The organism is Indolivaga capnocytophagoides (genome assembly GCF_036511535.1).
Lineage (GTDB): Bacteria > Bacteroidota > Bacteroidia > Bacteroidales > Dysgonomonadaceae > Dysgonomonas_A > Dysgonomonas_A capnocytophagoides.
In genome coordinates this window covers 1,050,303-1,068,692 of sequence record NZ_AP028867.1, presented here as the reverse complement: position 1 = coordinate 1,068,692, position 18,390 = coordinate 1,050,303, and the positions used below count along the sequence as shown (strand labels likewise).

Below are 18,390 nucleotides of genomic sequence, written 5' to 3'. Positions count from 1 at the left end.
TTAATTAAAAATCAAGATATTTTAATACATAAACTAGGGGATAGATACTATGGAAGGACATCGCATATTAGTAGTTGATGATCATGAGATCATTGTTTCGGGAGTAGGAAATATTCTTCAAGAAGAATTCCAGAATGTCGATATTGTTTCTTGTACAGATCCTCAAAATGCGATTTCGAAAATCGATACTCATATTTTCGACTTATACATTGTTGATTTGGAGTTTGGTAAGATGAATGGTTTTGACCTTATTACAGAAATAAAAAGTCAAGATATAAATGCCCGTATCATAGTTTATACAATGCATGATGAAATATGGACTGTAAATAGATTGCTCGAAGCAGAAGTAAGTGCAATAGTTCTGAAAAGTGGAGCGAAAGATAATCTGTTAGAAGCTGTGAGGATTGTACTAGATGACGGAACTTACTTATGTCCTAGATTTGCGCACCTTAAAGAAAATAACCGTATATATAAAGATTTATTACGTAAACGCAGAAAAAAAAGTAACCTTACAGATATGGAGGTTGTGGTTCTGAAATATATTGTAAAGGGATATCAATCGTCTGAAATTGCCGAAAAGATATCCCGTTCTATTCATGATGTAAATTTTCATCGGAAAAATATATTGCTCAAACTAGATGCACGTAACGTCGCTGACCTTGTAGCCAAGGTTATTCTACTGCGCATTGTTGATGTGGAATAGTTAGGCTTATCTTGCATCCTTTACCTATTTCCGATTCGATGGTAAATGTTCCGTTGAGGCTTAAGGCTCTATTCTTTATTATATTTAAACCAACACTTGTTTTCTTGCTGTTTGGATCAAATCCATTTCCGTTATCTTTAATGTTTAATATTATATTAGATCCGTCAATATCGAGTGAAATAGATGCGTTTTCCGCATCTGCATATTTTAGGATGTTACCTGATGCTTCTTGTACTACTCTGTATATTTCTAAAGCAGTTTCTTGAGGTATCTGAGACACTATGTCTTCGTCGTTAATACTCAGAGTGAATGTGGTTTTTGATAATGAGTTTAGTGAATAAATATGATCTGTAAGGATCTCAGGAAGAGTTGCATATTGAAATACAGGTGGAATTAGATCGTGAGATATATTACGCACTTTATCGTGCAGTTCTCTGAGCGAATCGATGGTTTGGATAGAATCTGCCTTATTTTCAATTTGCATTTTTATGGCAACCAATTCATTAGAGACATTATCATGAAGTTCTTTAGCTAGTCGAGTACGTTCCGATTCTAATCCTTTCAGGTATTGGTGTATTTGTTTCAATTCTGTATCTTTTAATAAAGATTGGTACTGTGTCTCTTTTTCTTCTATCTGTCTAGCCATAACAGTTGCTTCTTTCTCTTTTTTTAGACGTCTGTTTCTATTATATAACAGAGCTATAATTAGTAGTATCGCTATTATGATAAAGCAGGCTATCATAATTATTGCTCTGAAATGAGTCTCTTGTTTTTCTTCGTTGAGTTGGCTTATTTGTAATTCCTTTTTTGTGGTTTCGTATTTACTTTCCAGATCTTTAATTATCTTATATTTGTTAAGTTCGTTGATTTCGACTCTGACTTCGTTGCTTAGTTTCGAAAATTCCAGTGCTTTTTTATAGTTACCCTTATGCTCATAAATATCCAAAAGAACAGCGTATACCGATAGCATGATATGCGGGTCTTTGGCACCCATTTCGTTATTCATGATATCTAAAGCCATATTTGCATTGATAAGGGCTTCATCTAATTCTCCATTTTCGAAAAGTGCCTTAGCCCTTATCCGGAAATAATTCAACCTATTCTCATTTAATCCCAGATAAGGTACAGCTCCCATTGTATCTATTTTATCCAAAAGCCTATTTATCTGTATCCAGTTTGGTTTAGGTGCATACGTCATAGACTCTGCCGTATTTAGTATATCTTGGCATACCAGACCTATCATCAATAGTTTTTTTGCATCGTCATTAGCGTCATATATTTTCATGACCTTATTGTTTAACTGTGTGATAGAGTCTAAATATACTTTTTTTTGCGAGCCTTTATATAATAAACTGTAATAACTATTAGCAACATTGTATGTGTATAAATAGCTAAAATCTTCTTTCACTTCTCTTGATAGCATATCCATCCTGTCTTTAGTTTTCTTCAAGCTGATAGTATCATTGTGTTTATAATATGCTTCTGACAGGTTATACAATAGTAGTATAGCAGTACTTTTCTTGCCTTCCATTTTTTCGAAATAATCAATCGTTTTATACAGATATTTATGCGATTGAGCTTCATCTTTTTTGATGGAATAATATCTTGACATCATGAAATTCATTAATGCCAGCGATGCTGTATCTTTATTTTTCTTTTCGAGCATAAAAGCTGAATCTAGATATGTTTTAGCTTTTTCCAGATCATCCTTTGTTAACATATAACAATTTGCTATTGCACAATAGAGAGAACTTATATATTTTACGTGATCTTGTTTTTTTGATTGAGCCAAAACTATATTATATATATTTATAATATCATTTGCCGGAGATGTTTCCTCTATTTCTCTAACAAAAAGATATTTGTCATCGAGCGAAATATCAGGTTTATGTAAGTGTATAATAATAGAGTCATACGACATATTTATACTTTGAAAGAATGTGTTAGATTTGTAATTTGCACCATACACAATTGGTAAGATAGAGAACAAAGCTATAAATACAATGTTAGTTTTTTTCATAGAATCTGTTGTTTCTGTTAAGTAGAAAGTTTATTAGCAAATATAAGTCTTTTATCCTGTTTTATGGTATGCCATTTTCCAAAGCTAAGTTTTCGGTCAATCTGTGAACCTTTAAAATCAATATTGTTATACTGAAACAATACTCCTTCGACCCAATTGGACTTCGTTTAGATTTAGAATTAAGCTCATTCCCTAATTTTTTAATTAAACAGCAACAATGATATATTGGGTATTTCTAATCTCCATTTTCAGCAACCGATATTTTATCGGTTGCTGTTATTTTGTTAAGAAATCAACTTTTCCATTTCATTAAATTCAATTATAGCTTTTATTTTATAATGGATTGTATCTTTTGATGTATTTCATAATTCATATATTTTCCTATAAATTTATCCGACTGTGGCCCATATGCAAATACAGGTATCATTATCGGAGTGTGATCATCCGTTACATAATAAGCTGTAATATGCCGGGTAGCTAGATCTCCATCTATTAATGTAAGCCCTCCGGTTTCATGATCTCCTGTGACAATAACTAATGTTTCACCATTTTGATCAGCAAACTTTAAAGCTTCTCCTACAGCCTTATCAAAACTTAAAGTCTCCAAAATGGATCCGGGAAAATACTTTGCATGACCAGCATAATCAATTTTAGCACCTTCTACCATAAGGAAAAAACCTTTCGGGTTATTTCTATGTAATTTCTCAATAGAATGTTTCGTGGCACGGGCCAATAAATCAATATTTTCAGTATCAGCAGCCTTCCCCATTGTTTCATCAATACAAATTTCTTTATCTGCAATATCGTTTATCTGTTCTACATCATTTGTAAATGTATAGCCTTTTGCTTTCAATGCATTTACAATATCAAAATTGTCTTTTCGCTGAGTAAATACATCTATACCGCTACCTGCAAGCAATGTTAGTTTCTCATCAAGCAGATATCGAGTCAAAGCATCAGAGTTGTCTCTTTCGGTATTGTGCCCATAGAAAGCAGCAGGTGTTGCATCGGCTATATTACCGAGAGTAACTACTCCACAAGATTTACCTTTATCAACAAAAAAATCAGTCAATAATGGATATGGGATTCCATCATCACTGATGCTTATGTGTCGATTAGAATTAGATTTTCCTGTTGCAAATGCACTGCCTGCACCGGCAGAGTCTGTTGTAAAAGCATCTTTGGATGATGTATTTATCAGACCTAGATACTTCATCATTAATATAGATAAACCATTGTTAATCCTATCTGCTGCAGTGATTTGGGCTAATCCCATTCCATCGCCTATAAGAAATATCACATTTTTTACAGGTCGATTCTCTCCATCATTCTTATAAGACGGTTGATAAACCTCTATATTATCTGAGAGTTGAATTTTATCATTACTAAATCCTTTAAAATTGTGAGTTGTTTTATCCAGACGATCCGTTTTTATAATTTTAGAAGCATCGCTATGTTCTTTGCCATTAATACCATAATTCTTACTATCCCAATTACTGAAAAAGTCGCTACACCGTTCTACTTTGTCTGTATTAATATAATCTGCCCCCAACCAGAAAAGCGTGTTCCAAGCTGTCATACCATCTGGTGCTCCCCAAAAGCGCATTGGTTTTTCATGCTGATGAGCCTTTTCAATTGCACCTAAAACATTAATCTTATGTTTTTTTATAAGGGAACCTTTTCCATTCCAATCTGAAAAATCAGCAAAGTTTGCACTAAATACTGCAATTCTCTTCAACTGATCGTGTGTGTAATTCTTTGTTAAGTCTCCATCAAATTGGATATAGTAAGGATAATTATCGAATTCTTCGGGTTCGGGTATTGCACCTGTAATAACGATCTTTACAGCATTCGGATTTTTCTCGGGATTAAAAACCTCCGGATAAGCTTCAAGTATTTTAACCAAAGCTCCCATAAAAGATTCTGTATCCGTCGATTTAATTTCGATCATCAATTGTATAGGATTATTACTATTTGCCCATGCTTTTCCTCCATTTATCTTATACAATGAAACTAATGGCTGCAAGTACATTGAACTGAAGGTTTTATCAGGTGTTAGATCAATTTCATCATGGCCTACAAAAAAATCTCCATTCCGGTAAAACATATCAACTTCAAGTGAGTAAATTTTTTGCGAATAAGCTTCATAGAATGGCATTATACGAGCATAATCGTTGTGAGAGTGAATTTTTACAGGATATTGAGCCATGGATGGGGTGAAAATAAATAATAGGACTACAATACATTGAGAGAAAAGATATTCTTTTATTTTCATCATAATGTGTTTTTTACTAAATAGCAGACTTTACTTTCGGTCTTTTATCGAAAGTAAAGTCTACCAAGATAAATATGTTATAGTAGTATGAAGTTAAAACTAGTTATAACCTTCATTCTGAATTAATTTTCCGTTTGATTTTGTAATCTGTTCTGATGGATAAGGAAATACCATCATATAATCTTGATATGTCAACTTATTTTTATAATCTTCATAATCACTGATGACATATGTAGATTCTGGATTCGAACGATTAGAATATTTACGAATCCGCGGGTGGGCATTCAATTCCTTATTGGCTAAAGATTTAATTGTTTCATTGGAAGAACGGTTCCATCGTTTCAAATCAAAAAGATGATCTGTAAATTCAAAAGCCAATTCACAACGACGTTCGTGGTATAAATCTTCCATCGTTGCAGCATGATCTAATTCTTGTAGGTTAGATCGTTTTCTTATTCTATTCAGATCTGTTTTAGCTTTTTCTGTTTGACCAGTCATCAGATATGCTTCGGCTCGAAAAAGTAACATTTCAGCAAACCTTATAATAGGAAAATTCAGACGTGCAGTAGGCCAATCACCACTGGTATTAACATATCCGGCCTGATCGGCATTGGCATATTTGAATGGATCCATGTATTTATTGACCATAAATCCGGCTTCAATATCAGAAGATGAATAGAATTTTCTTGTTTGTCCCCAGAATTGAAATTCTTGATTATATTCCAGAATAGATTTTTTAAGACGATCATTTCCTGCTCCGTCTTTTACCATTTCTTCATATATATCGAATGACGGTTTAAATTGCCCCCAGCCATTATAAAAACCCCATCCTTTGTTTTCGAGAAGAACGCCCGGAAATTCGCTACCTCCTCCATTTGCTCCTCCGTCGGAAGGTATAGACCATATATATTCTTTATTAAAAAAGTTGTCATAATTCGATGAGAAGATTTCACTATAAGTAGAAGAAAGTCCACGGCCATAGTCTGTTTCAAGTGAATTTATCATAGAAATAACATTACTCCATTGGCTGGCATCCCATGTAGCCCAATAAGCATATACTTTAGCCTTATAAGCAACGGCTGCTGCCTGATGAGCACGCCCTTGATTATCGGAATCATACTCTTCAAATTTCGGTAAATGGCTAATAGCATTATCCATATCTTCGATGATATATTTATAATTATCTACAACAGACGATTGCTGAGTTGGAATAGAATAATCATAATTTCCGGAATAATCTTCATAACGGACAAATGGTACTCCTTGTTTATTTGTTCCATATCGGTAAGCAATAATAAAATGAGACATACCACGCATAAAGTAAGCCTCTCCTAAACTTCGAGATTCAATATTACTCAGGCTCCCCGATTTTTGCTTTATTAAAAGCTGTTGAATTACCCAATTAGCCCGAGCCATAATCCCGTAAAAAAGATTGAAATTTTCGGTAAGAGGGCTTTCATCTCCAGTATAAGCAAATGTTGCAAGGGTGTTGAAACTGCGTGTACGGCCCCAAACCACATCACAGGCAGCTCCTTGTTCCCAATACAAATTGCGACCGAAGGACGATTCGGAGTGAAGAGGTTTGTAAAGAGCGGTAATAGCATCTATAGCCTGTTGGTCATTTACAAAATAGGATGTTGTTGTCGCATTTCCTTCCGATTGGACATCTAGAAAGTCACTGCATGAGCTAAATATCAAAGCCAACAGAATGGATATACATATATATTTATTGGTCTTCATTTTCATTTGTAATTAATTATAATTCGAACTTGCACTTTATTAATAAGTCAATTTAATACCAAAAGAAAGAACTCTGGATACAGGATATTTTAATCCATCCCATCCGCCATTCTCTGGATCGATTCCGGAATAATTAGTAAAAGTGTATAGATTCTCTCCACTGAAATAAACAGACATACTACTGTTACGCTTACTCAGATAATCACTTTTACGTAGCAGATCGGTCAAATCATAAGACACAGTTAAATTCTTAAAACGAACAAATGATGCATCTTCCAAATACCAGTCGGAAGGAGTTGCAAAATTTCCATTAGGATCTGATTTTGACAAACGAGGAATATCTGAAGATATGTTGGTAGGGCTCCATGCATTTAATATTTCGTTAGAGCGATTAAAATTTCCTTCAACATCACTTAGTGTCATATATTTTCCCACATACAGAGATTGAGCACCTCCCACACCCTGAAACATCGCACTAAGAGAGAATTTCTTATAATTCAAACCTAAAGTGAATGCAAAAGTTGTTTTTGGAGTAGCGCTACCACAATATTGGCGATCTTGATCATCAATTTTTCCATCATCATTATAATCTACAAATTTTAGGTCTCCGGCAACAGCATTCGGTTGAATTCTTTTGCCATCTTTGTCAATATAAGATGCAGCCTCAGCATCGCTCTGGAAGATACCATCCGTACGAATAAGGTAATATGAATTAAGAGGTTGTCCTTGTGCTGTCTGATACATATATGGGAGGTTTCTGAAAGAGCCGTCACCGGTCCATACACCGGGAGTTCCATCTGAATTTTTAACCCCTATATCCGAGACCCAATTTTTTAGCGTAGAGAAATTACCCGAAATAGAATAAGACAAATCTTTATTGATTCGATCCGACCAATTTGCCTGCACCTCAAATCCTCGGTTACGTACTTCACCCTGATTAACAAGCATTGCATCGAGCCCAATCGTTGATGGCCAATTCATTGTTTGTTTTTGAATTAAATTAAAAGTTCGTTTTTCAAAATAATCAAAAGACAATGACAGTCGATTTTTAAATAATTCCATATCAAGGCCAAAATCGGTCTGCTCTGACGTTTCCCATGTCAAATTAGGATTAAGTGCAATATAGTTATAGATTGCAGTGCCCCATTTTTTTCCGGCAATTACTCCATATTGCCCTGATTCGTTACCCGGATTTTCGATTTTGTTCAGAGTTGGGGATTTGTAATTATATCCGATAGAGCTTAGATTGCCAACACGTCCCCATGAAGCACGCAACTTCAGAAAATCAATAAATCCATTTTTCTTGAAAAACTTTTCATTAGATATTTTCCAAGCTGCGGTAACCGCCGGAAAATCACCCGAATTGTTATCTTTAGGCAGTCTTCCTGCATAATCCCGACGCCATGAAGCTGTCATGAAATACCTGTCGTCAAAGGAATACCCTACACGGGAAATAAGCGATACATTGGCATCCGGTCCTGTAAGATAATCTTGAGCAGAAGTCGATCCCGCATAAGCGAGATATTGCAAATATTCTGACTCATCAGCAAAGGTTGTCCCTGTTACACTAAATCCTCGTTGTTCGTAATGATCTGCGGTCGTAGATAATAAAGCACTCAGGCTATGTTTCCCGAAAATATTGTCATAGGTCAACGAATTTTCTGTTTTCCATCTGTCTGTTCGGTAAGTCGATTCATTTAAACTATTAGACGTATCTGGTTTTCCTACCTCATCCCGTATAGGCGAAAAGTTTTTATAATAATTGCTAGCCAGATTATATGTAAACCGACTTGTGAATTTTAATCCGGAAATAAAGTTTCCTACCTCCAAAGCTGTAGTACTCCATATATTATTTGTTTTATTATAATTATTATCAGCTTTAAGTGTACGCACAGGATTAATTACATCTCCATGAATATCAGAGAAATTCGAACCATATTTAGAGATATAATCAGGATCTTCGGTAGTAGTACCACCATAAGAGTCATCAAGAGGGTTGTACACTGTCGCACTGCGAGGCATATAAAGAGCCGATAAAATAACTCCGGAATAAGCACTGGAAGTATTTGTACCTCTATTACTATTGTTTTCCCAGATCAAATCTTCAGTTATTTTAACCCATTTATTGAGTTGTATACTACTGTTGTATCGAAGGTTTACAGACTTATTAAATGTATTGATCAGTGTTCCCTGATCATCGTTATAAGAGAAAGAAATACGATGCGAAAAACTATCAGTTCCAACATTAAGCGCAACATTATGACGTTGATAAGCTGCAGTACGGAAAATTGTATTCATCCAGTCTGTACGTGTTGTTGCAATCCATGGATTGAGGCTTGTATCCCATCCTGAAGGCAAGCTCAATCCTGCATTTCCATAAGATAGAGCACGCATCTCTATCTGTTGCTCAGCAGTCAGGGATTGGGGTAAATTAGTCGCCTTTCGTATTCCATATATTCCATCGTAAGAAAGAGAAGGTTCGCCTTTCTTCGCTTTTTTTGTGGTAACAAGTATAACACCTCCGGCTCCCGACTGAGCACCATAAATAGCCGCTGATGCCGCATCTTTCAAAACTACCATTGATTCAATGTCATTCATTGATGCGATTGGAGCACCGGGAATTCCATCAACAACCCATAGTACATTATCGCCATTTTGAGAACCTTGCCCGCGAATAACAATAGAGGGAGTAGAAGTCGGATCTCCGCCATTTGCACTTACACTAACACCTGCAAGTTGTCCCTGAAGCATTGCTTCGGTAGATGTCACTGGACGCAAGGATAATTGATCTGCATTATCAATAATACCGACTGATGCAGATAAGTCCTGTTTGCGTGAATTACTTCCATAACCCAAAACAACGACTTCTCCCATCATCAATGCGTCTTCTTTGAGATCTACATTTATAACATTGGATATTGCTGTGCGCTGTTCTGTTTGATAACCTAAAAAAGAATAACGGATGACAGATTTTGTATTGGGAACATGGAGGCTATATGTTCCATCAATATCAGTGAAAGTTCCATCGGATGTTCCGTTAATAATAACACTTACTCCAGCCAGAGGAGCACCATTCGAGACTACCTTTCCCGTAACTTTCAAATCTTGTCCCCATGCGAAACAAGGAAAAAAAAACAGTAAGGTAAAAACGATACATTGTAAGACAATCTTCATTTTTTTGATTTTATTAGAATTTATTGCAAAAATTGACATTGCAAATGTAGAAGCGTGTTCTTGCAGGAAGACTAAGTGGAAAAGAAGAAACAGATAAGAAAGGATTAAGAAAATACGGAGTTGATTTTCCTTAAATAACTGGTTTTGGGAGCGGACAGCTTCACCGAGGACTAATTATTTGTCTGTCCAAGATAATCGGCCTTATCCAATAATTAGGTTTACAAGAAATTGGAGACCTATTTTTATCATAATGTTTAAATTCGAATATTCTTAAATAAATAATCTTCTTCTTTTTTGACAAAATAATAGTTCTTTCAAAACATTCATTTAAAAAGTGCGTTAATATAATTAATATCAAAGTAGAAGATCAAGTATGCTGATGTTCGAATATTTAAAAGAAATTATTTAATTGCGTTTAGTTATGAAGAAAAACACAAGAAAGACATTGGATGAATTTATTATTGAAAGGCAAGACGACTTTCAATATTCTACAGGCGAATTATCCAGACTATTAAACTCGATCTTATTAGCTGCACGGGTTGTGAGCTATAAAATTCGTAAAGCCGGTTTAATAGATATTATTGGTTCAGTGGGGACTACTAATGTACAGGGCGAGGATCAGCAGAAGTTAGACTTGTATGCTCATAATGTATTTGTGGAAACACTTGTCAACAGAGAAATTGTTTGTGGTATTGCTTCTGAAGAAAATGACAACTTTATCACCATTGAAGGTCTTGACGAAGCCCATAACAACAAGTATGTAGTATTGATGGATCCTTTGGATGGATCTTCAAATATTGATGTGAATGTATCGGTCGGTACTATATTTTCTGTGTACAGACGCATATCTCCGGTTGGTACACCTGTTACGATGGAAGATTTTCTTCAACCCGGAGTAAAACAAGTTGCTGCCGGCTATATTCTATATGGTACATCTACCATGATTGTGTATACAACAGGTAAGGGCGTAAGCGGTTTTACACTCAACCAGGCAATCGGTAGTTTTTATCTGTCGCATCCCAATATGAAATGTCCTGAGGATGGAAACGTATATTCGGTGAATGAAGGAAATTATGTACATTTTCCTCAAGGGGTAAAAGATTATATTAAATACTGTCAGGAAGAGAAAGATAACCGTCCGTACACATCCCGTTATATCGGAAGTCTTGTTTCGGACTGTCACCGTAACCTTATGAGAGGTGGTGTTTATATGTATCCTTCGACATTTAAAACTCCCAAAGGTAAGCTTCGTTTGCTTTATGAATGTAATCCGATGGCTTTCATAACAGAACAGGCGGGAGGATATGCTTCTAACGGACGTACCCGTATATTGGAAATGAAACCGACTGAATTGCACGAAAGAACACCATTTTACTGCGGAAGTAAGAATATGGTAAAGAAGGTCGAAGAGTTTATAGCAAAGTCTGACGAAAAAAAATGAAAAAAGCAGGATAATTATTTGTCCATTCTAAAAATTTTATAACTTTGCATCTATCAAAATGAAGCAGAAATGAATTTTCAATTGACAAATACATATTGGTGGTGGCGCTTACAACTTAAACAGTCGTGAGTCAGAATCCTTGTGTATTTATAGAATGAAAATAAATTAAAATACAAGCCCGTCGTACTCACGATGGGCTTTTTCTTTGATAACACTTTTGAAAATAACAAAAACAAGATATACAAATGGAAAATTTTAAAGTTGACTCTAATGGTTTTTATGGAGAATTCGGTGGAGCTTATATCCCCGAAATACTTTATGACAATGTAGAAGATCTGAAAAATGCTTATTTACAGGTTTTAGATGACCCAGCTTTTCAGAAAGAATACCATGATTTGTTGAAAGATTATGTGGGACGTCCTTCTCCTTTGTACTTGGCCAAAAGGTTGTCAGAGAAATACGGATGTAAAATCTATCTGAAGAGAGAAGATCTTAATCATACCGGAGCACACAAAATAAATAATACTATCGGTCAGATATTATTGGCCAGACGTATGGGGAAAACCCGTATCATCGCCGAAACAGGAGCCGGACAACATGGTGTAGCTACAGCAACCGTATGTGCCTTGATGGATATGGAATGTATTGTTTATATGGGTGCAACAGATGTTCAGCGTCAAAAGTTGAATGTTCAGAAAATGGAAATGCTGGGAACTAAAGTTGTTCCTGTAACCAGTGGAAATATGACATTGAAAGATGCCACAAATGAAGCTATCAGAGATTGGTGTTGTAATCCCTCTGATACCTATTATATTATAGGATCTACAGTAGGGCCGCATCCGTATCCTGATATGGTAGCTCGTTTACAGTCTGTAATAAGCGAAGAGACCCGTAAACAACTTCTTGAAAAAGAGGGACGTGAGACTCCCGATTATGTGATAGCTTGTGTTGGAGGAGGAAGTAATGCTGCAGGTATGATTTATCATTTTCTGGATGAACCGGATGTGAAAATCGTTTTAGCTGAAGCTGCCGGTAAAGGTATTAATTCGGGTGAGTCTGCTGCGACTATACATCTCGGACGTTTGGGTATTATACATGGAAGTAAAACGTTGATAATGCAATCGGAAGATGGTCAGATAGAAGAACCTTATTCTATATCGGCCGGACTCGATTATCCGGGTATCGGACCTATGCATGCCCATCTTGCAAAAATCGGACGGTCTGAAGTTCTGGCGGTAACCGATGATGAAGCGATAAAAGCCGCTTTTGAATTGACTGCCATCGAAGGAATTATTCCTGCTATTGAGTCGGCTCATGCTTTGGGCGTTTTCGGGCAAAAACAATTCAAAAAAGACGATATTATTGTGCTTTGCCTTTCGGGGCGTGGAGATAAGGATATGGAAACTTATGTACGTATAAAAGAGAATCTGGCTTTATGAGAACTATAATAAATGTACAAACCAAAAAACTATTAGCAGATTTACAAACTCCCGTAGGAATTTATCTGAAAATAAGAGATATATATCCTGAATCGGCTTTGCTGGAAAGTTCAGACTATCATTCTGATGATAATAGTTATTCTTTAATAGGAGTGAAGGCCATCGCCTCATTTAAAGTTCAGAATGAACAGATAATTAAAGAATATCCCTGTGGAAAAGTTGAAATTGAAGAATTGAATGAATCCATAAAACTGACATCCGCATTTCAATCGTTCCTTAAAAATTTTGAAGTGAGAGGAAATAACTCAACAGGTTTAAATGGATTTATGGGCTATACATCCTATGACGCTATTCGTTATTTTGAAGATGTAGATCCGATAAATACTAAGCTTGAAAATGCAGATGTTCCAGAGTTTTATTATAACCTGTATCATTTTATAATAGTAATCAATCACTTAAAAAATGAATTGACTATTGTGGAAAATTTGTTAGACGGGGAAATATCTAAGATTGATGAACTTGAAGCTGTCCTACTAAATAATAATATTGCAGAATATAATTTTGAATGTATTGGTTCTGAATCTTCTTATATCACAGATGAAGAACATATAGGGATGATAAACAAGGGTATATCTCATTGTAAACGGGGAGATGTATTTCAAATAGTATTATCAAGGTGTTTTACTCAAAAATTTAAAGGAGACGAATTTAATGTATACAGGGCTTTACGTTCGATCAATCCTTCTCCCTATTTATTTTTCTTCGATTTTGGCTCATTCAGAGTCTTCGGATCTTCTCCGGAAACACATTGTAAGGTGAGTAAAGGTAAAGCGTATATAGATCCTATTGCGGGAACTTATTTTCGAACAGGAGATGATGAAAAAGACCGCGTTTTATCCGAAAATTTACTAAAAGACGAAAAAGAAAATGCCGAACATGTGATGTTGGTTGACTTAGCACGAAACGATTTGAGTAGAAACTGTAATAACGTAAAAGTTGAATTTTATAAGAATGTACAGTTTTACTCACATGTCATTCATCTTGTTTCGAGGGTTAGCGGTGTTGTTGATAAGGGTATTGACAGCATAAAAGTATTTGCTGATACATTTCCTGCAGGAACATTATCAGGTGCTCCAAAAGTCAGGGCTATGCAGCTTATCAGAGATATAGAGCCTGCTATGCGTGGAGTATATGGTGGTTGCATCGGTTATATTGGTTTTGACGGAGATTTAAATCAGGCAATAACGATCCGAACATTTATGAGTAAAAATAATACGCTTTATTATCAGGCGGGTGGGGGAATTGTTGCAAAGTCAACACCTGAAACAGAAGTTATGGAAGTAAAGAATAAACTAGGAGCATTGGCTAAAGCTGTAAAAGTCGCTGAAACCATTAAGAAATAAGATCTCATCATGAAAATATTAATATTCGACAATTACGATTCATTTACATACAATCTAGTACATCTTGTTAAAGAACTGGGCTATGCAGATGTTGATGTATTCAGAAATGATAAAATAGAATTGGCTGACGTTGCTAAATACGATAAAATTATTCTTTCTCCCGGGCCGGGTATTCCTTCTGAGGCCGGTTTACTTCTCCCCCTAATAAAACAATATGCTTCGTTAAAGCCGATATTAGGAGTCTGTTTAGGACATCAGGCAATAGGTGAAGCATTTGGCGGAACATTGATTAATCTGGAGGATGTTTATCATGGAATTTCTACAAAAGTGGAAATTATTGCTGATGATTATATCTTCTCGGATATTGACAGTGAAATAGAAGTGGGGCGCTATCATTCATGGATCGTTGACTCTAAAGGTTTACCCGAATGTTTTACAGTCACAGCAGTTGATAAATCGGGGCAAATTATGGCAATGAAACACAACATCTATGATGTACATGGAGTTCAGTTTCATCCCGAATCGGTATTAACGCCTGAAGGAGAAATTATAGTGGAAAATTTTTTATCGAAATAAGTTTTTTTCTTTTAAACTAAAATAAGTAATAGAAAGTATTTAATGATGTGTTTTAAAGCAATAACGGACTGTTGGTGTTCTGTTTACAAAGTCAATAAAAAGGTCAGAGACCTTACTTTCTATAAATATAATCTTAAAAAATAATATGAGCAAAAAGATATTTTTGAGTGAAAACGAAATTCCCGAAAAGTGGTATAATATTGTAGCTGATATGGATAATAAACCTTTACCTCCATTAAATCCGGCTACGAAACAAGTATTAACGGCAGAAGATTTGGAACCTGTTTTTGCAAAAGAACTAATCAAGCAAGAAATGTCGCAGGAGCGTTGGATCGAGATACCGGAAGAAGTGCGTGAATTATACAAGATATGGCGACCTACACCATTGGTAAGAGCAACAGGTCTTGAAAAAGCATTAGATACTCCGGCTCATATTTACTTTAAGAACGAAGGAGTCAGTCCTGTCGGCTCACATAAACTGAACTCGGCATTACCTCAGGCATACTACAATAAGATGCAAGGCATAAAACGGCTCACAACCGAAACCGGTGCAGGTCAGTGGGGTGCAGCATTAAGTTTTGCTTCAAGTGTATTCGGTTTAGGTTTGGATGTGTATATGGTGAAGGTTAGCTACGGTCAGAAACCATACCGCAGAATGATGATGCAAACTTGGGGGGCAAATGTAATTCCATCACCCAGTAATACTACCAATGCCGGACGCAGCATACTAGCTAAAGATCCTGATAACTCAGGTAGTTTGGGTATTGCAATATCCGAAGCTGTGGAGATGGCCGTACAGGATCCCGAGGCTAGATATACATTAGGCAGTGTGCTGAATCATGTTGCTTTGCATCAAACTGTTATCGGACTCGAAAGTGAAAAGCAAATGGATATGGCAGGCGAATATCCTGATATCGTTATCGGATGTTTCGGTGGAGGTTCAAACTTTTCAGGTATCGGCTTTCCTTTTTTGCGTCATAAATTGACTGATGGAAAAGAAATTCGGGTTATTGCAGCAGAACCTTCCAGTTGTCCTAAATTGTCACGAGGTCGTTTCGAATATGATTTTGGCGATACAGTCGGACTTACCCCGCTTTTACCTATGTATACATTAGGACATGATTTTCAACCAGCAGACATTCATGCAGGAGGACTTCGATATCATGGAGCAGGAACTATTGTCAGTCAATTGAGAAAAGATGGACTGATTGAAGTACAGGATATTCCGCAGCTTGAAACGTTTGAAGCCGGAAAATTATTTGCGAATACCGAAGGTATTATCCCAGCACCGGAATCGACACATGCTATTGCCGTAGCCATCAGAGAAGCATTAAAGGCTAAAGAAGAAGGAGTACAAAAAACTATATTGTTTAATCTTTCGGGACATGGCTTAATTGATATGGCCGCTTATGATCAGTATTTGAGTGGAAATATGAAAAACTACGAACTAACCGACGAAGAAATAGCAAAATCGAGAGATACACTTGAAAAATTAGTGTAGTGTATGTATTAATGCTTAAAAATTAAAAAGTTATGAAGCAAATATTAAACCGATTGTTTAGCCATCAGCATCTGGATAGGCAGGAGGCCAAAGATATCCTTAGCCACATGGCTGCCGGAGAATACAATGAATCGCAGATAGCTGCATTTATAAGTGTATATTTGATGCGAAGTATCTCTATTGATGAATTTATGGGTTTTACAGATGCATTGTTGGATCTTCGGACAAATGTAGATGCCTTGAGGGCTTATGATCCCATAGATATTGTAGGAACCGGAGGTGATAATAAAAATACATTTAATATTTCGACATTATCGTGTTTTACTGTTGCCGCGGCAGGATATAAAGTCGCTAAACATGGAAATTACGGAGCTACATCTGTAAGTGGAGCATCAACAGTAATGGAACAGCATGGCGTAAAATTTACAACCGATATTTCGAAACTCGAAGAATCTTTGGATAAGGTAAATATTGCTTACTTGCATGCACCATTGTTCAATAATGCTTTAAAAGTCGTTGCCCCTGTCAGAAAAGCATTGGGGGTACGAACGTTTTTCAACATGTTAGGGCCTGTGGTGAATCCAATTTGTCCAAAAAAGCAAATGCTGGGTGTATTTAACCTGAAAATGGCTCGTATGTATTTTTATATGTATCAGCAAACCGATGTAGATTATGCAATAGTACATGGGCTGGATGGATATGATGAAATTTCATTGACAGGCGATTTTAAGATTATAACAAAGCAAACCGAAACAATATATACTCCTGAAGAATTAGGATTTGACAGATATGCTGAAGCAGATCTTGATGGAGGAGCAACGCTCGAAGATGCTGCTGCGATATTTGATGACGTTGTTAATAATACTGCTACGAAAGCTCAAAAAAATGCAGTGATAATAAATTCTGCTTTTGCGATTCAAACTATCAAACCCGAATTGTCTATTGATGATTGTATTGCTCAGGCAACAGAAGCAATTGATAGTGGCAGACTTAAAAATACATTTCATAAATTTCTTGAATTAAACAGCTGATAAGATGGAAACAAAAAGTTATAACTCATTGGATGATGTGCGATATAATATCGACTTGATTGACAGAGTTATCATCCAGTTAATATCAGAAAGAAGTTTTTTTGTGAAAGAAGCCTCTCGATTCAAAAAAAGTGAGGCTGAAGTGGAAGCCCCTCAAAGAGTACAAGAGGTGATTGATAAGGTAAGGCATGTGGCTGTTTCGAAAAAGCTGAACCCTGATATTGCAGAGAAGGTTTATAGAGCAATGATCGGAGCTTTTATTGAACAGGAAAAAGAAGCTTTAACAAAATTATGAATAATTATAAGGAAATAAACAGACAAGCTTGGAACATAAAAACAGCTATTCATATTGATTCTGACTTTTATGATAATGATTCTTTCTTGAAAGGTAGAAATACTCTGAATAGTATCGAATTAGATATGCTTGGAGATGTTCATGGTAAAAGTATACTGCATCTGCAATGTCATTTCGGACAGGACTCAATATCTTTGGCACGTATGGGGGCAGAAGTAACTGCTGTTGATTTGTCTGAAAAAGCAATAGAAAATGCGCGAATCTTTTCTAAACAGCTTGGTTTCGACGTCAATTTTATATGCTCAGATATCTATGACTTACCGGAAATACTTGATCAGAAATTTGATATTGTATTTACATCTTATGGAGTTATAGGCTGGTTGCCGGATTTGGACAGTTGGGCTCAACTGATATCAAATTATTTAAAACCTCATGGAAAGTTTGTATTTGTGGAATTTCATCCATTGGTTTGGATCTTTGATGAAGATTTTCGCAAAATAGCATACGATTATTTTGATACCGGAGAGATTATAGAGACATTTGCAGGAACTTATGCCGATAGGAATGCCGATATAAGTTATTCGGAAATATCGTGGAATCATCCATTGAGTGATGTTCTGAATAGTTTAATCGGGGTAGGGATAGAAATAAAGAAGTTTGATGAATTTGATTATTCCCCTTATCCGTGTTTCAAAAATATAGTTGAGTTTGCTAAGGGTAAATATCGAATAAGTCATTTAGAACATAATATACCCATGGTATATTCGTTATTGGGTGAAAAGAAATAAGGTC

Annotated in this window: 13 protein-coding genes; 9 read left to right on the top strand and 4 right to left on the bottom strand. The window is 35.9% G+C overall.

What is annotated here, in order from left to right; translation table 11 throughout:
- Positions 1–49: 49 nt before the first annotated feature.
- Positions 50–703, top strand: a complete 654-nt coding sequence (locus AABJ51_RS04580) for a response regulator (RefSeq protein WP_338374568.1) — start codon at positions 50–52, stop codon at positions 701–703.
- Here AABJ51_RS04580 and AABJ51_RS04575 read toward each other — a convergent pair.
- The 4 genes from AABJ51_RS04575 to AABJ51_RS04560 all read right to left on the bottom strand — a co-directional run bounded on the left by AABJ51_RS04575 (position 672) and on the right by AABJ51_RS04560 (position 9,921).
- Positions 672–2,723, bottom strand: coding sequence for a sensor histidine kinase (locus AABJ51_RS04575; RefSeq protein ID WP_338374567.1), 2,052 nt, complete (start codon positions 2,721–2,723; stop codon positions 672–674). The genes AABJ51_RS04580 and AABJ51_RS04575 overlap by 32 nt on opposite strands.
- A gap of 328 nt (positions 2,724–3,051) precedes the next feature.
- Positions 3,052–5,001 (bottom strand): alkaline phosphatase, encoded by a 1,950-nt coding sequence (locus AABJ51_RS04570; protein WP_338374566.1) that lies wholly within the window; start codon positions 4,999–5,001, stop codon positions 3,052–3,054.
- Positions 5,002–5,097: 96 nt separating this feature from the next.
- The gene (locus AABJ51_RS04565) at positions 5,098–6,738 is read right to left on the bottom strand and encodes a RagB/SusD family nutrient uptake outer membrane protein (RefSeq protein ID WP_338375938.1); all 1,641 of its coding nucleotides are present in this window, start codon (positions 6,736–6,738) and stop codon (positions 5,098–5,100) included.
- Positions 6,739–6,777: 39 nt separating this feature from the next.
- On the bottom strand, positions 6,778–9,921 hold the full coding sequence (locus AABJ51_RS04560; RefSeq protein ID WP_434781394.1) for a SusC/RagA family TonB-linked outer membrane protein: 3,144 nt from the start codon (positions 9,919–9,921) through the stop codon (positions 6,778–6,780).
- Positions 9,922–10,333: 412 nt separating this feature from the next.
- Between AABJ51_RS04560 and fbp the strand changes: the two genes are divergently transcribed.
- From fbp to AABJ51_RS04520, 8 genes are all read left to right on the top strand, one after another.
- Complete coding sequence (fbp, locus tag AABJ51_RS04555; RefSeq protein WP_026625294.1) at positions 10,334–11,353, top strand: class 1 fructose-bisphosphatase; 1,020 nt, start codon at positions 10,334–10,336, stop codon at positions 11,351–11,353.
- A 245-nt stretch (positions 11,354–11,598) separates the two neighbouring features.
- A complete protein-coding gene (gene trpB, locus AABJ51_RS04550; RefSeq protein ID WP_338374564.1) occupies positions 11,599–12,792 on the top strand; it encodes a tryptophan synthase subunit beta in 1,194 nt (397 codons plus the stop codon).
- Complete coding sequence (locus tag AABJ51_RS04545) at positions 12,789–14,195, top strand: anthranilate synthase component I family protein (protein ID WP_338374563.1); 1,407 nt, start codon at positions 12,789–12,791, stop codon at positions 14,193–14,195. Before trpB ends, AABJ51_RS04545 begins: the two co-directional genes overlap by 4 nt.
- A 9-nt stretch (positions 14,196–14,204) precedes the next feature.
- Positions 14,205–14,771, top strand: a complete 567-nt coding sequence (locus tag AABJ51_RS04540; RefSeq protein WP_338374562.1) for an anthranilate synthase component II — start codon at positions 14,205–14,207, stop codon at positions 14,769–14,771.
- Between the two features lie 145 nt (positions 14,772–14,916).
- Positions 14,917–16,272 (top strand): TrpB-like pyridoxal phosphate-dependent enzyme, encoded by a 1,356-nt coding sequence (locus AABJ51_RS04535; RefSeq protein WP_134435275.1) that lies wholly within the window; start codon positions 14,917–14,919, stop codon positions 16,270–16,272.
- 32 nt (positions 16,273–16,304) lie between these two features.
- The gene (gene trpD / locus AABJ51_RS04530) at positions 16,305–17,303 is read left to right on the top strand and encodes an anthranilate phosphoribosyltransferase (protein ID WP_026625289.1); all 999 of its coding nucleotides are present in this window, start codon (positions 16,305–16,307) and stop codon (positions 17,301–17,303) included.
- Between the two features lie 4 nt (positions 17,304–17,307).
- Positions 17,308–17,598 carry a chorismate mutase gene (locus AABJ51_RS04525; protein ID WP_338374561.1) on the top strand — a complete coding sequence of 97 codons (291 nt, stop codon included), beginning with the start codon at positions 17,308–17,310 and terminating at the stop codon, positions 17,596–17,598.
- The gene (locus AABJ51_RS04520; protein ID WP_026625287.1) at positions 17,595–18,386 is read left to right on the top strand and encodes a class I SAM-dependent methyltransferase; all 792 of its coding nucleotides are present in this window, start codon (positions 17,595–17,597) and stop codon (positions 18,384–18,386) included. Before AABJ51_RS04525 ends, AABJ51_RS04520 begins: the two co-directional genes overlap by 4 nt.
- Positions 18,387–18,390 lie beyond the last annotated feature (4 nt).